This is a genomic window from Sphingobacterium chungjuense (assembly GCF_011316935.1).
In the GTDB taxonomy this organism is placed as follows: domain Bacteria; phylum Bacteroidota; class Bacteroidia; order Sphingobacteriales; family Sphingobacteriaceae; genus Sphingobacterium; species Sphingobacterium chungjuense.
On the sequence record NZ_WLYS01000002.1, the window covers coordinates 545,070 to 559,653 of the forward strand.

A 14,584-nucleotide genomic window follows, 5' to 3' on the forward strand; every position below is an offset into this window, starting at 1 on the left:
TATAATTATATTGTAATATATTTTGTTACATTAATAAAGAAAAAAAGCGATCAAAACTGATCCACAAAATTTTCCAAAGTTTGCTCGTTCAATGAGGCCAACACAATACGGTCTGTCTCTGAGTACAAACTATCCAAGCGATTATTGATTTCTTTACCTACGGGACACTTTGGATTAGTATTCATATTCTTTTTACCTAAAATATCCGAATTTCGAATCGCCTGATAAAGATCGCCCAATCGAATTTCGCTGCCTTTTACTTGTAAGCGCGAACCACCTTCTTTGCCTTTGCGACTTACCACCCAGCCATTTTCCTGCAATACGCCTAATTCTTTACGAACGATTACCGGATTGACATTTATGCTGCTTGCCATCCAATCAGAGCTTAGCCATTCCGTACTGTATTTCGACAGCAGAGACAAGATGTGTAAGGCCGTAGCAAATCGTGTATTGTTCATTTCAAAACAAAGATAATGCAGAACCTTTAATGTAATAACTTTTATTACATTAAAATTCAAGATTATGACATTACCAATACATAATGTCTGTTGATTAGCTCAGGATCTTTTCAAATGCTTTGCGAGAACCACCACGAAAAACGACTTCGCCGCAGTATTGGTAATTCAATTTTTCGAAAATGCGCAGCATGGCTGCATTGTCAAAGTTTGTATCCGCTCGCAAGCTCGGGATTTCTCGATCTCGGGCAAATGACTCAATATGCAACAGCAGTTGCTGCGCAATTCCCTTACCCACATAATCTTTAGACACCGCTACACGGTGGAAAACCACAAAAGAACCGTCCGTAAGCCAATTCCCTTGAATGTCATCATAGGCTGGCTCATCATCAATGAATAGCGCACAATATCCAACCAATCGATCTTCCTCCACCAAAACATAGCCTGCATCGCGCTCAATATCCTTGGCGACTACCTGCAAATTTGGATAGCCATCCTGCCATTGCGCACTTCCGTCTGCTTTACGGCGGTCAATTGCTTCTTGCAAGATATCCCAAATAGCATTTAATTCCTCTGCTTTCGCTAATCTAAAGCTATATTCACTCATGGTATACGATCAATATTTATTGGAACTATGTTTGCCAAGTTAGGATAAAATCCTTAAAATCGAACCGCAATTAGCACACAACATCTAAACATTAAGCATATGACACCTCAAAAAGAACTTCTCTGGACTCTTGTACCTTTTCACGAGCTATCGGCCTTGGAGCTTTATGAAATTCTTCAGTGTCGTTCGGAGGTCTTTGTGGTGGAACAAAACTGTGTTTATCAGGATCTAGACAACAAAGATCCACATTGCCTGCATCTGATTGGCAGAGAAAAAGCGGATAGTCCAATCGCGGCATATACACGCATTGTTCCGCCAGGAATTTCATTTACGGAACCGTCCATCGGACGCGTGCTCACTTCCATTAGCGCTCGAGGAAATTCTTACGGAAAACAACTGATGATCAAAAGTATCGACGTGGTACAACAGCATTATCCTAATTTAGGAATTCGAATTGGCGCGCAAACTTACTTAGACAAATTTTATCAATCTTTAGGTTTTATGCCAGATGGTGAAAAGTATGACGAAGACGGCATCGAACATGTCGAAATGTACTACGCCCAAATGAACAAAAACAGCTAGATATTACCCAATATTGCCCGTGTTTAAACACGTAAATACCGGTATAAGTTGCTCCTAAAAAACTTTCGGAATTATCCTATTTATTATGCCGATAAATTGCCTTTAATCTTTTATTATTACTAAATTTGCGTAATTATAAAGATGATTTATATTTAAATGGATAAGTTAACTTATTTGAGTAACGCAGACACCAGCTACATTGAAGGACTCTACCAATCTTACAAGGAGGATCCTAGCTCGGTTGATTTTGGATGGCAGAAATTTTTTGAAGGCTTCGAATTCGGACAAACAGCCGAAGGATCTGAAGGCGAAAACTTTGATCAAGTATCTGATCATGCCATCAAGGAGATCAACGTATTGAACATGATTCACGGTTACCGGGATCGTGGGCACCTATTTACAGATACCAATCCTGTGCGCGAACGCCGCAAGTACTACCCAGGCAAAGAACTGGAAACTTTCGGTCTTTCTGATGCCGATATGGATACGGTATTCAATGCGGGTGTCGAGATTGGCTTAGGGCCAGTCAAGTTACGCGAAATTCGTCAGCTTATCGAAGATACGTATTGCCGCTCTATCGGTGTAGAATTTAGATATATCCGTAATCCGGAAAAAATCAAATGGTTGCAGGACAAGATGGAAGCAGAGCGCAACACGCCAAACTATTCCAGTGACCAAAAGAAAAGAATTCTTCAGAAAATCAATAAAGCCGTTGTTTTCGAAAGCTTCTTAGGCACCAAGTTCCTTGGACAAAAGCGCTTTTCTTTGGAAGGTGCAGAAAGCTTGATCCCAGCATTGGACTCGGTGATCGAAAAAGGTGCTGACCTCGGTATTCAGGAATTTATGATTGGTATGGCGCACCGCGGTCGTTTGAACGTGTTGGCCAATATCATGGGTAAATCCTACAAATCCATCTTCTCCGAGTTTGAAGGCAAGATGTACAAAGAAGAAGATCCAGAGATGGCATTTGGCGGTGACGTAAAATATCATTTGGGCTTCTCTTCCGACATCAAAACGGATAGTGGCAAAGATGTACATTTGAGTTTAGCGCCTAACCCTTCGCATTTAGAGACGGTAGATCCAATTGTTGAAGGTATCGTTCGCTCTAAAATCGACATGAAATACGACGGCGACTCTTCGAAGATCGCTCCGATCCTGATTCATGGTGATGCGGCCATTGCCGGACAAGGCGTAGTCTACGAAGTAACGCAAATGTCCAAATTAGATGGATACAAAACTGGCGGTACTATCCACATTGTGATTAACAACCAAGTTGGTTTTACGACCAATTATAAAGATGCCCGTTCGGGAACATATTGTACGGACGTCGCAAAAATCTCTTCTTCGCCCGTATTCCATGTAAATGGAGACAATGCCGAAGCGGTGGTTTATGCGATCAACCTAGCAGTAGAATATCGTCAGAAATACAAAACCGATGTTTACATCGATTTATTATGTTACCGTCGATATGGACATAATGAAGCGGATGAACCTAAGTTCACCCAACCATTATTGTACAAAGCGATCGAGCAACACGCGAACCCGAAAGAGATCTATGCGAAGAAATTGGTAGATGAAGGTAGCATCGATGATAACTATGCCAAAGAGGTAGAGAAAGAATTCAAAACCTATCTACAATCTCAGCTCAACGATTCTAAAAAAATCGAAAACATCGAAGATGAAGCGCCTATGTTTGGTGGTGCGTGGAAAGGCCTTCGCCCAGCGCGCAAAGTAGATTTGGACGAAGCCGTAGAGACACGCATTTCTGCGGATGCTTTCAAAGCATTGGCTAAGCAAATCACCGAATTACCGAAAGAGAAAAAATTCTTTCGTAAGATCTCGAAGCTTTTCGAAGATCGCAGCAAGATGATCGAAAAAGATTCGTACGATTGGGCAATGGGTGAGCTCATGGCATATGCCAGCTTATTGGCAGATGGTAAACGCGTGCGTATCTCCGGTCAGGATGTACAACGTGGTACTTTTTCGCATCGTCACGCGGTACTGACATTAGAAGATTCAGAAGAAAAATATGTACCATTAGCGCAGGTAGATGGCGGAGATCGCTTCAACATCTACAACTCCTTATTATCGGAGTATGCTGTTCTTGGTTTTGAATATGGCTATGCATTGGCTAATCCAAATGCACTAACCGTATGGGAAGCACAGTTCGGTGACTTTTACAATGGTGCTCAAATCATTATCGACCAATACTTGGCGAGTGCAGAAAGCAAATGGAGACGTTCGAATGGCATGGTATTGATGCTTCCACATGGTATGGAAGGTCAAGGTCCGGAGCACTCTTCGGCTCGTATCGAGCGATTCTTAGAGTTATGTGCTCACGGCAACATGATTTTAGCAAATTGTACATCACCAGCCAACTACTTCCACTTGTTACGCCGCCAGTTGGTACGCGATTTCCGTAAACCATTGGTTGTATTTACGCCAAAAAGTTTACTACGCCATCCAAAAGTAACTTCACCTTTGGCAGACTTTACTGATAAGGATTTCCAACCGGTATTGGATGATAATTACGCAAAGGCTACATCAGTTAAACGTGTGTTGTTTTGTTCAGGTAAGGTCTATTTCGATCTTTTGGAGAAACAACAAGCGGACAAACGTACCGACGTAGCTATTGTTCGCATCGAGCAATTGTATCCTGCGCCAGTAGCGCAACTAGAAGAGATTCGCGCTCGTTATAAAAAAGCGACAGAATTTATCTGGGTACAAGAGGAGAATGAAAACATGGGTGCTTGGCCTTATTATTGCCGCAAGTTGCGCAAATCCGACATTGAATTTACAGATGTTATTTCAAGAACAGAAAACGCGAGTCCGGCAACTGGCTACATGAAAAAGCACACGGTGCAACAAGAAGAAATCGTTAATAAATCATTTGCATAAACAACAAACGTAAATCGGCAGTGCTTATTTGCACTTCACCGGTTAAAAAAACAACATTATGAGCTTAGAGATAAAAGTTCCTACCGTAGGTGAATCCATCACCGAAGTTGTTTTAGCCCAGTGGCTAAAGCAAGATGGAGATTACGTAGAGATGGATGAAAACATTGCTGAGTTAGAGTCTGACAAAGCGACTTTTGAATTGCCTGCTGAACAAGCTGGTATTTTAAAAATCATCGCTCAAGAAGGCGATACTTTGGAGATTGGTGCTGTAGTATGTACAATCGAAGATGGCGACGCTCCTGCTGGCGGTGGTGATAGCGACAAGAAAGAAGAGAAAAAAGAAGAATCTAAAAGCTCAGATAACAAAGAAGCAAAAGAATCTACTTCTGAAGATGAAAGTGAAGATTCATATGCTGCAGGCACGGCATCTCCTGCTGCTGCAAAAATTTTACGCGAAAAAGGAATTGACGTTAGCGCGGTAAAAGGAACGGGTAAAGACGGTCGTATCACCAAAGAGGATGCGGAAAAAGCGCAAGCGAAATCTAAATCTGAATCTAAACCAGCTGCATCATCGTCTGCTAAGGCAACGGAAGCACCTGCTGCTAGTGCGCCAGGCGAACGCAACGAAAGACGCGAGCGCATGAGCTCATTGCGTAAAACAGTAGCTCGCAGATTGGTTTCTGTGAAAAATGAAACAGCGATGCTAACTACCTTCAACGAGGTAAACATGCAGCCGATCATGGATCTACGTGGTAAATACAAAGATGCTTTCAAAGACAAGCACGGTGTGGGTCTTGGCTTCATGTCTTTCTTCACCAAAGCAGTAACTACTGCCTTGAAAGAATGGCCTGCGGTAAATGCGCGTTTGGAAGAAAACGAGATTGTATATTCTGATTTCGTAGATGTATCTATCGCGGTATCTGGACCAAAAGGTTTGGTGGTGCCAATCATTCGCAATGCGGAATCTATGAGCTTATACCAAATCGAAAAATCCGTTATCGACTTAGCAACAAAAGCACGCGACAACAAGTTGTCGATTGACGAGATGACAGGCGGTACATTTACGATCACTAACGGTGGTGTATTTGGATCGATGATGTCTACGCCAATCATCAACGCGCCACAATCTGCGATCTTGGGTATGCACAACATTGTGCAGCGTCCGATTGCTGAAAATGGTCAGGTTGTGATTCGTCCGATGATGTACATTGCATTGTCTTACGATCACCGCATCATTGATGGTCGCGAATCAGTTAGCTTCCTGGTACGTGTAAAACAACTATTGGAAGATCCAGCTCGTTTATTATTAGAAGTATAATACGCGCTGGCAACTGCCCAAGCAAACATAATAAAACCCCAAAACCTTATCGGTTTTGGGGTTTTTTAATTTTAGGGATTATCGGCTTTTACTAATCCAACACCGCAAAACTTTTCTGAATAATATCTAGTGCTTCCAACAATTCTGATTCAGTCATTACTAAAGGCGGTGCAAAGCGAATTTTATCTCCATGTGTCGGCTTGGCCAATAAGCCATTTTGCAACAATTCATAGCAGAGGATTTCCGCCGCTTTTTGATTGGAGTGATTTACGACAATGGCATTCAACAAACCTTTGCCACGCACTTCCGTAATATTCGGATGATTCCACGATCTAATTGTATCTCGGAATAAATTTCCCAGTCGATCTGCTTGCTCACTGAGATTCTCTTCGATCAAAACCTGTAAAGCAGCCATGGCTGTGGCAGCAGCAAGTGGACTTCCACCGAAAGTAGAACCGTGTTCACCAGGTTGTATCGTTAGCATGATTTCATCATCGGCCAACACGGCGGATATTGGCATCGTACCGCCACTTAAAGCTTTTCCCAAGATAAGAATATCAGGACGCACGTCTTCATGATCGCAAGCCAACATTTTCCCAGTACGTGCCAATCCAGTTTGGATTTCATCGGCAATAAAAAGCACATTCGCATCGCGACAGATTTGTGCAGCCGATTTCAAATAGCCTTCATCCGGCACGACCACGCCTGCTTCGCCTTGAATCGGCTCCACCAGATACGCGACCACATTAGGATCTTTCACCGCTTGCTTTAACGCCTCTAGGTCATTGTAAGGAATGGTAAGATAACCTTCCATATAAGGGCCAAAACCTTGCTTGGCCACCGGATCGGTGCTGAAAGAAATTACATTTAGTGTCCGTCCGTGGAAATTTTCGGCCGCCGTAATCACTTTTGCCTGACCTTCGGGCACCTGCTTTACGTGATAACCCCAACGCCGCGCCAACTTAATTGCAGTTTCCACCGCTTCTACTCCGCCATTCATGGGCAGCACTTTATCAAAGCCAAATAGTGTTGTAATGTATTCGGTATATTCTACAAATTTTTCGGAATGGAAAGCGCGCGAGGTCAACGTCAACGTACGCGCTTGTTCGACGAATACATCGACAATCTTTGGATGACAATGCCCTTGATTCACTGCAGAATAGCCAGACAAGAAATCGAAGAAGCGTTTTCCGTTCACATCCCAAACATACACACGCTCTCCCCTATTTAAAACAACTGGTAGCGGATGATAATTGTGCGCACCAAACTGCTCTTCTTTCTGAATATATGCTTCCGTCAATGCGTCTATTGAAATTGATTGATTTCCCATGATCGTAATTCCGTGTTAGTGTTTAACGAATATACCAAAATAGTTTCGCAGCGCCGAAAAATAGGATTACAGATCCAATTGCAGACAGGAACATGTGAGACGGATGAGATCCCCATAGTGAAGGAATAAGATTAGTTAATGGTTGGATTCCACCAATATTTTTCGAAAGTTCTCTACACTGATTCGTACATCCTCTACGTTGTTATCCCAATTATATTCGTATTCGGCTGCGATCATACCTCTAAATTTCTGACGCTTCAACTCATTGATTACCGCAGCGATATTGTTGACACCTGTTCCCCAATGTACATCATGTGCTGATTTGCTATCTTTCTCGTTCAGATCCTTAAAATGGAGATGGTAAACCTTTCCTTCGAGCTTTTTAAGACTTTCGACAGGATCTAATCCTGATCGTACCCAATGACCTATATCGGCAGCGACGCCTATTTTATTGCTTTTACCTTCTATGGCAGCTAATACCGTTTCCGGATTCCAATAGTATGATGGTGAAGCATGATTATGAATGGCGGCACGAATATCAAACTCTTCACATAATTTAGAAATCTCATCAAGCATAGCGACGTCGGGTTCACAGGTAATAGTTTCTATCCCCATTCCTTTTGCGAATTCGAAAATCTTTCTCCATTCGGGTGCATCTTTCGCTTTGATCACGCCATATACCAACCAACGGACATTATGCTCCTTCAGTAACTGTTTTAGATACACACGGCTGTTCTCCGACATGTGGTAATCCATTTTTTCTTGAATCCCACCTCCGATCTCTTGTTGAGGATACGCTTCTACAAATTGTAGATCACAACTCGCAATCTTAGAAACTGCTTCTGTAAAGGTGAATTTTTTGAAGGTATATGCTTGCGCTCCAAGTTGCCAGCCGAGTTTCGTTTCTGGATGCTGATTTTGTTTTTTATGTCCTTGACTGGAGGACCCACAACTACTCAAGAGCATGAGGAGCACCATGCTCCACAATATCGGGAATCGGATCAAAACACCCATTTTCTCGTTTAAAAATTTCATGTTATTATTCATCATTTAGCTTATCAAAGTTTATAGATTTCGTTTTTTTAATTCGCTTACCGCATGGTCAACCGCTCTTGCAGTCAGTGCCATATAGGTAAGTGTGGGGTTTTGTGTCGCGGTGGAAGTCATACATGCTCCGTCGGTGACATATACATTCTTGCAAAGGTGCAACTGATTCCATTTATTCAGCAAAGATGTTTTGGGATCATGCCCCATACGCGCACCACCCATTTCATGAATATCATTCCCCGGTCTGCGACCATCATCTTGCGTGCGAATATCCTGAAAACCGGCTTTTTCGAACATATCTGCCATGTGCTCATAATAATCGCTTCGCCGTTGCCCGTCATCTGCCGCGTACTCCACCGAGATATGAAGCAATGGTATGCCCCATTTATCCGTTTGTTTTTCATCTAACCAAACTCGATTTTCTTCTTTAGGGATAGTTTCAGCCATCATGTGTGAATGCACTTTCCAATTGCTCCACTCTCCGGTAGTGAGATTACTTTTCAATTCTTCTCCCACCGCATCATTGTTGCGTATAATCTGCCGACTAGCGCCGAACGTGGCCGCCCAACCTCTCAAGAAATCAGTTTCTTGCCGATGTACATTCCGAAAATTAGGAATATAACCGCCACCTGCAGGATTTCGGCCATCTGTCCGATATTCTTGCAACCCGTCATAAGAAGCTGTGATCCGGGCGGTATAATTATGAAATGCGATGTATTGTCCTAATAAGCCATTATCATTACCTAATCCATTTGGGAATCGAGCAGAAATAGAATTCATTAGAATTTGGTTGGTATTTAATGTAGAGGCATTGACAAAGATAACCTTGGCAAAAAAATCAATTTCCTCTCCACTATCGGTATCAATCACTTTTACACCGACCGCCTTCTCTTGGTCTTGATCGTAGAGAATGGAATGCACAGTCGAGAATGGCCTCAAAGTTAAGTTTCCGGTTTTCATTGCCCATGGTAGCGTCGACGAGTTACTACTGAAGTAGCCACCAAACGGACAACCTCGTTGGCATAAAATCCGATGCTGGCATTTCACCCGCCCTTGCTCTATATGGATCGGTTTTGGTTCAGACAAATGGGCACACCGTGCGCTGATGACATGTCGTGTACTGCCGTAGTGCTGCTGAACTGTCTTTTTGAAATAATCTTCTACCGCATTTAATGGATAGGCTGGCAGAAAATCTCCATCAGGCAGTGTATCCAATCCATCTTTATTTCCAGCTATGCCGACGAATCGCTCCACATGATCATACCATGGTGCAATATCGGCATATCTGATCGGCCAATCTACGGCAAATCCGTCTCTAGCTGGACCTTCAAAATCATATTCGCTCCATCGTTGCGTTTGTCTAGCCCAAAGCAAGGATTTGCCACCGACTTGATAACCTCGTATCCAGTCGAATTCTTTATCTTGAATATAGGGATGTGCTGCATCGCTGGCAAAAAAATGCTTCGTATCTTCTTTATAGGCATAACAGCGATTGGCCACCGGATTTTCCTGTTTGTCCGCATAGGTAATCTCACCTTTATGCTCTAATTCGTACGGATACAAATTGGTAGTTGGGTAGTCCTTCACGTGCACGACATCTCGACCGCGCTCCAATACCAACGTTTTCAATCCCTTTTCGGTAAATTCCTTCGCTGCCCAGCCTCCGCTTGCTCCAGACCCAATAACAATGACATCAAACGTACGCTCTTTTCTAGTTTCTCCTCCGATGTTTGCCATATTTATTTAATTGTATGATCTCATAAATTCCTATTTATTCATTCCCCATCGGGAAATAACCGTTATATCGTCCAGGCGCTATTTCATATTTCACCAGATTAGTCATCACGTACTGCGAGTTCATATAGCCTTGAATGGTTCGTCTTTTGGTGGTTTTGAAAAAGGACAATAATGATTCATCTCCCGATTCCTCCACACGCGTCATCAGCTCGGTTTTTTCATTACTTTTGGCATCAATAAAAAGCTTAGAAAGCTCCTCCTCTGACCAAATAGCAAATTTCTTGAGGCCTTCTACAAATTGTTGTTGACTCTCTGGCTCGTGACAATCATCGACCATTTTCAAAACAAAAAGGTGTAATCTCAACCCTTTGCCCCCAGGTGTATCGTCTGCAGGGATCAGTGCTTCTACTAATGATTCCAATAGCATTTCATCCGATTCATCTATACTGATATTGACCAATGCAATACTTGCCCGGCCAGAATCTCGATAACATGCGGGCAAAATCAGGGCGCCGCCCGCGATGTAGAGCATCGTTCGCAAGGCGGATCTGCGATTTATTTTCTCACTCATTTTCTCATGTTTATTTGTTATGATGATAACCGGTCAGGAATCTCCAACTCGTTTTGCACCGATGAGTCATTGCATCGCTACTTTTCCATATCATCTTAGCTGTTCTCGGCTTATTTGCTTCCTAAAGCAAGTATTTGGTGTTGCGCAAGCAATTGCTTCTCCAATTCGCTGTAATTGACATCCTGCACTGCTATGTTCTGATCAATAGCCAGTACCGCAGCGGTGGCAGCACTTTCTCCCAATATCATAAAAACAGGTTCCATTCGAATACTTCCAAAAGCGATGTGTGAGCTAGACAGACAGACAGGTACCATTAAGTTGGTACATTCTTCTTTTTTAGGCACGAGCGAACCGTACGATATCTGATAGGCTTGCTTCGGAGTCACTCCGATATCACCTTCATTTTGCACGTAACCATCAGGCTTGACATAGCGTTGTGCATTATGCGAGTCCAATGCGTACGAACCCATTCCGACAGGGTCACTAATCTTGCGTTCACTGAATGTATCATGCTCTGTCATTACATATTCACCGATCATGCGACGAGCTTCTCGAATATACAATTGGTGCGGCCAATGCCCGTTGTCTGTAAATTCGTCTTTTGCCAATCCCCATTGCGACATTTGCTGACGCACATCTTCAGGGACTCTGCTATCGTTACTCAAAAAATACATTAAGCCTTTCTGATAATCTTCATGTGCTTGGGTGATTTCTTTACGTCGTTCGTAACTTGCCTCTGGGTAATCGTAATTCATTCCGATAAAATCGGTACTAAAAGGACCATGGTTATTCGTGTCCGTCTTGCGGTTGGGAATCGGATCAAATTTCTGAAAAGTCTCTCTCCAACCAGAATCAAATACTCTGGCTAACAATTCGTAATGATCTGCATCATAACCATCTGGCTTCGGAAATGGCACGCGATTTTCTGGATGATTGCTCAAACACATCCGAAAACAATACGCCTGCAAGCGGTGATCGCCTTCGCCGTGCACACCCGGGAAGTCAGCAGAAACGCCGTACAAAAGTCCGCTGCTACTATCTCCCGAAGTTTTGTATGGACTGATGTCACTTTTAAACCAATGACCATGATGTAAAACGCCCACTTGAATACCATTCCATTTTTCGCCGTATACGCTATTGGCTTCTCTCCCTACATGATAGCTCACATTTGCGGCGGCCATTAGATCGCCTTCGTACGTGGCATCAATAAATATTTTACCGGTATAGGTTTGGCCACTTAAAGTTGTAAAAGAAGAGATTTTACCATTACTTTTGACGATTCCCTTTTCACGATCAAGCCATTCGTCTCGTCTTACATCGATGGCATACTCTTTCACATAATCTTCAAAAACCTGCTCGGCAGCATGTGGTTCAAAAATCCACATCGTTCTCGCATTGCCATCCATAGCTGGCGTACCTTGGCCTTTATTTCCATATTCGGATGCACGCTGCCATTTCCAAGCAGCGCTATCCTGATAATGCATATATACGCGATGATAGAAATCACGCGCCAGCCCTCCGATCACCGATTTATCGCCTGTATCGGTGAAACCCAAACCTCCTGATGAGAGTCCGCCCAAATGTGTATCTGGCGAAACGACGATCACCGATTTTCCTGCTTTTTTCGCTTGTACTGCAGCCGTAATGGCTGCCGAAGTGCCGCCGTAAATAATAATATCCGCTTCATGCTTCTTCGATTTGCTCGATTCACAAGCGCTAAACATGCCCAGCATGATAAAACACAATAATAAGTTCTTCATTTTTGATAGATTAACGTTCTGCATATTAACGATTTAGAATATAATTATAGTCACTCACCCTAAATAGTTGGATAAGTGACTGCTGATTTCTTTCTTGATCAAACCATTCTTTATTGACTGTTTGTCAGTATAGATTGAATAACTTGTGGCGCAATGATTTGTTCCCCCGCCACCTTATTGGGGTGTATTCCATCTGGCACATACTTTCGAAAATCTTCCTCCCCTTTTTCCAATATCTTAAGCCAGTTCGGATAGTGATCGATAAGCATAATTCCTTTCTCTGCTGCCACGGATCGATACATCGCATAATAGTCTTCGAGATGAGGCCGTAATGTGGACGATTTGCCGATAGGCATATTCATGACTTGCAAAATAATCTCACACGATGCATCATATAGCCTAATACGATCGATCATATACTGCAGATTCAAGCGCGCTACAGCAACAGGGGTATGATAATCTATGAATGCATCATTGATCCCAAATTCGATAAAGACGACATCAGGCTTTTTTGCGATCACGCTATCTTCGAGATTTTTCACTCCCCAAGAAGACCACATTCCGCCTTTTCCGGCTAAGGAATAACGGATCAAACTATCACCATATAGTTTTCCTAAGTGAGCGGCTACAGGTTGCATCCATGCGTGTCCATTCCCGCCGCTGGACAAACTGGTACCATACACGATAATGTGTTGGCTAACGCCATTTTCTAATTTGCTAACCATTTGGGATTGAGCAAAAGAGCTTGTACTGATTAGAAAAGCGGTGAGTAACAGTACTAATTTTGATTTCATCTCGATAGTCGATTCAATGATTTAATATCCCGGATTTTGGTCTGATTGACTGAGTGCCGGATTACTATTGATTTCGTTTTCTGGGATAGGAAAAAGCAATCTTTCATCCATATACGTCTTGCCGACCGCTTGAAAGGCAGATTTGACTTTTCCGGTACGCTTGAGATCCCACCAACGCTTTGCTTCGAGAATAAACTCATACCCTCGCTCTAGAATTACAACATCTTGAAATGCGCGTGCATCTGCAGCAGCCGTATAGTCTACCGGAGAAGCGGCGTTCAACGGGTATCCATAAGCACGTCGTTTAATGATATTCAACCTTTCTAAGGCAAGCGGCGTGACGGCATTATTTGCAAGTGCGGCGGCTTCGGCATAGATCAAGAATGCTTCCGCATAGCGTAGGATCGGCAGACTATATACATTCAGTCCCGCCGTGTTCGAGATGAATTTCTTGAATAAAATTGGAGAAGTTGAAGGCAAATTAACTTCGTTGCCATTTCTATCCAGGTGTTTGGTATAGAGGTTGAATGATTTTCTCATATCATTATTGTCCCAGCTTGAACCAATAAATGAATTGGTCTTTGGAATCCAAGCCCAAAATCCGCGGCTTGAGTAATTGTATGGCGGAGTATCGCCGCGATGCAAATAAAGTGGAATTTCAGAAAATCGATTTTCAGAATGATGTACTGAAAACACATCTTCGGAAGAGGTTTGCGTGGCGAATATTTTGTAAAAATCATCGGGTTTATCGACCTCTACCAAACTATAAACACCGGACGTAATCACTTCTTCGGCTTTTGTAGCTGCCTTCTCCCACTGGCCCAAGGTGAGGTAAACATTAGCTAGAAGCAGCTTTGCCGCACCGGCCGAAGCCTTACCTGTTTCCGCACCTACTGAGGTAGGTAAATCGTTTTGCGCTGCTTCCAGATCTTCCATAATTAAAGTGTACACGCGCTCTTCTGGTTCGCGAGGAGACGACAATGCGCTTAGATCTCTAGCTTCATGCAATCGAATAGGCACTGGCCCCCAAGCTTTGACTAAGTTATAGTAAGCCATCGCGCGAATAAAGCGAGCCTCCGCAATGATTCTTTTCTTCACATTATCTGACATATTGACAATGCCAGGCACATTATCTAGTACGGCGTTTGCCCGGTTAATCGACTGGTACAGCACGGACCAACCGGTAGCAGCTCGACCGATACCTACATTATCCAATACTTGAGCAAAATTCGAAATCGGTGCTTGTGAACCCCTACCGTCGATGTAATCCCCATGTAACTCCAGCAATAGGTAATAATTAATGTTATAGTAATCTATTCCAAACGAGGAATATGCACCCGCAATAGCGCCCAGTGCGTCTGTCTCGTTTTGATAAAAATTTACACGGCTAATAAAGTCTTCCGGCATCTCATCCAAAAGATTGCTACAAGAAGAGCACCAAGTGGTTGCCAGTATGATAAATGCGATTATGATATGTTTCATGAT

General features: G+C 43.0%; 12 protein-coding genes. 3 read left to right on the plus strand and 9 right to left on the minus strand.

Annotated features, from left to right (window positions below; genetic code table 11):
- Positions 1–50: 50 nt before the first annotated feature.
- Both GKO22_RS07145 and GKO22_RS07150 read right to left on the minus strand, forming a co-directional pair.
- A complete protein-coding gene (locus GKO22_RS07145; protein ID WP_116774434.1) occupies positions 51–458 on the minus strand; it encodes an Rrf2 family transcriptional regulator in 408 nt (135 codons plus the stop codon).
- 94 nt (positions 459–552) lie between these two features.
- Positions 553–1,062 (minus strand): GNAT family N-acetyltransferase, encoded by a 510-nt coding sequence (locus GKO22_RS07150; protein ID WP_166333607.1) that lies wholly within the window; start codon positions 1,060–1,062, stop codon positions 553–555.
- Positions 1,063–1,161: 99 nt separating this feature from the next.
- Here GKO22_RS07150 and GKO22_RS07155 point away from each other — a divergent pair, with 99 nt between their 5' ends.
- The 3 genes from GKO22_RS07155 (at position 1,162) to odhB (ending at position 5,860) form a co-directional block, all read left to right on the plus strand.
- Positions 1,162–1,644, plus strand: a complete 483-nt coding sequence (locus GKO22_RS07155; protein WP_166333608.1) for a GNAT family N-acetyltransferase — start codon at positions 1,162–1,164, stop codon at positions 1,642–1,644.
- Positions 1,645–1,800: 156 nt separating this feature from the next.
- Positions 1,801–4,542 carry a 2-oxoglutarate dehydrogenase E1 component gene (locus tag GKO22_RS07160; RefSeq protein ID WP_166333610.1) on the plus strand — a complete coding sequence of 914 codons (2,742 nt, stop codon included), beginning with the start codon at positions 1,801–1,803 and terminating at the stop codon, positions 4,540–4,542.
- A 58-nt stretch (positions 4,543–4,600) separates the two neighbouring features.
- Positions 4,601–5,860 (plus strand): 2-oxoglutarate dehydrogenase complex dihydrolipoyllysine-residue succinyltransferase, encoded by a 1,260-nt coding sequence (gene odhB, locus GKO22_RS07165; protein WP_166333612.1) that lies wholly within the window; start codon positions 4,601–4,603, stop codon positions 5,858–5,860.
- A 91-nt stretch (positions 5,861–5,951) separates the two neighbouring features.
- Here the strand turns inward: odhB and rocD are convergent, their stop codons facing one another.
- The 7 genes from rocD to GKO22_RS07200 all read right to left on the minus strand — a co-directional run bounded on the left by rocD (position 5,952) and on the right by GKO22_RS07200 (position 14,581).
- Complete coding sequence (gene rocD, locus GKO22_RS07170) at positions 5,952–7,190, minus strand: ornithine--oxo-acid transaminase (RefSeq protein WP_166333614.1); 1,239 nt, start codon at positions 7,188–7,190, stop codon at positions 5,952–5,954.
- 135 nt (positions 7,191–7,325) lie between these two features.
- Positions 7,326–8,225, minus strand: coding sequence for a sugar phosphate isomerase/epimerase family protein (locus GKO22_RS07175; protein WP_240920177.1), 900 nt, complete (start codon positions 8,223–8,225; stop codon positions 7,326–7,328).
- 30 nt (positions 8,226–8,255) lie between these two features.
- On the minus strand, positions 8,256–9,974 hold the full coding sequence (locus GKO22_RS07180) for a GMC oxidoreductase (protein WP_166333616.1): 1,719 nt from the start codon (positions 9,972–9,974) through the stop codon (positions 8,256–8,258).
- A 34-nt stretch (positions 9,975–10,008) separates the two neighbouring features.
- Positions 10,009–10,545 carry a gluconate 2-dehydrogenase subunit 3 family protein gene (locus GKO22_RS07185; protein WP_166333618.1) on the minus strand — a complete coding sequence of 179 codons (537 nt, stop codon included), beginning with the start codon at positions 10,543–10,545 and terminating at the stop codon, positions 10,009–10,011.
- A gap of 110 nt (positions 10,546–10,655) precedes the next feature.
- On the minus strand, positions 10,656–12,305 hold the full coding sequence (locus tag GKO22_RS07190; RefSeq protein ID WP_166333620.1) for an FAD-dependent oxidoreductase: 1,650 nt from the start codon (positions 12,303–12,305) through the stop codon (positions 10,656–10,658).
- A 110-nt stretch (positions 12,306–12,415) separates the two neighbouring features.
- Complete coding sequence (locus GKO22_RS07195) at positions 12,416–13,099, minus strand: SGNH/GDSL hydrolase family protein (protein WP_166333622.1); 684 nt, start codon at positions 13,097–13,099, stop codon at positions 12,416–12,418.
- A gap of 21 nt (positions 13,100–13,120) precedes the next feature.
- Complete coding sequence (locus GKO22_RS07200) at positions 13,121–14,581, minus strand: RagB/SusD family nutrient uptake outer membrane protein (RefSeq protein ID WP_166333624.1); 1,461 nt, start codon at positions 14,579–14,581, stop codon at positions 13,121–13,123.
- Positions 14,582–14,584 lie beyond the last annotated feature (3 nt).

Bases quoted from the DNA above. Each gene is read 5' to 3' on its own strand.
- GKO22_RS07145 (WP_116774434.1), bottom strand. From the start codon at position 458: ATGAACAATACACGATTTGCTACGGCCTTACACATCTTGTCTCTGCTG.
- GKO22_RS07150 (WP_166333607.1), bottom strand. From the start codon at position 1,062: ATGAGTGAATATAGCTTTAGATTAGCGAAAGCAGAGGAATTAAATGCT.
- GKO22_RS07155 (WP_166333608.1), top strand. From the start codon at position 1,162: ATGACACCTCAAAAAGAACTTCTCTGGACTCTTGTACCTTTTCACGAG.
- GKO22_RS07160 (WP_166333610.1), top strand. From the start codon at position 1,801: ATGGATAAGTTAACTTATTTGAGTAACGCAGACACCAGCTACATTGAA.
- odhB (WP_166333612.1), top strand. From the start codon at position 4,601: ATGAGCTTAGAGATAAAAGTTCCTACCGTAGGTGAATCCATCACCGAA.
- rocD (WP_166333614.1), bottom strand. From the start codon at position 7,190: ATGGGAAATCAATCAATTTCAATAGACGCATTGACGGAAGCATATATT.
- GKO22_RS07175 (WP_240920177.1), bottom strand. From the start codon at position 8,225: ATGAAATTTTTAAACGAGAAAATGGGTGTTTTGATCCGATTCCCGATA.
- GKO22_RS07180 (WP_166333616.1), bottom strand. From the start codon at position 9,974: ATGGCAAACATCGGAGGAGAAACTAGAAAAGAGCGTACGTTTGATGTC.
- GKO22_RS07185 (WP_166333618.1), bottom strand. From the start codon at position 10,545: ATGAGTGAGAAAATAAATCGCAGATCCGCCTTGCGAACGATGCTCTAC.
- GKO22_RS07190 (WP_166333620.1), bottom strand. From the start codon at position 12,305: ATGAAGAACTTATTATTGTGTTTTATCATGCTGGGCATGTTTAGCGCT.
- GKO22_RS07195 (WP_166333622.1), bottom strand. From the start codon at position 13,099: ATGAAATCAAAATTAGTACTGTTACTCACCGCTTTTCTAATCAGTACA.
- GKO22_RS07200 (WP_166333624.1), bottom strand. From the start codon at position 14,581: ATGAAACATATCATAATCGCATTTATCATACTGGCAACCACTTGGTGC.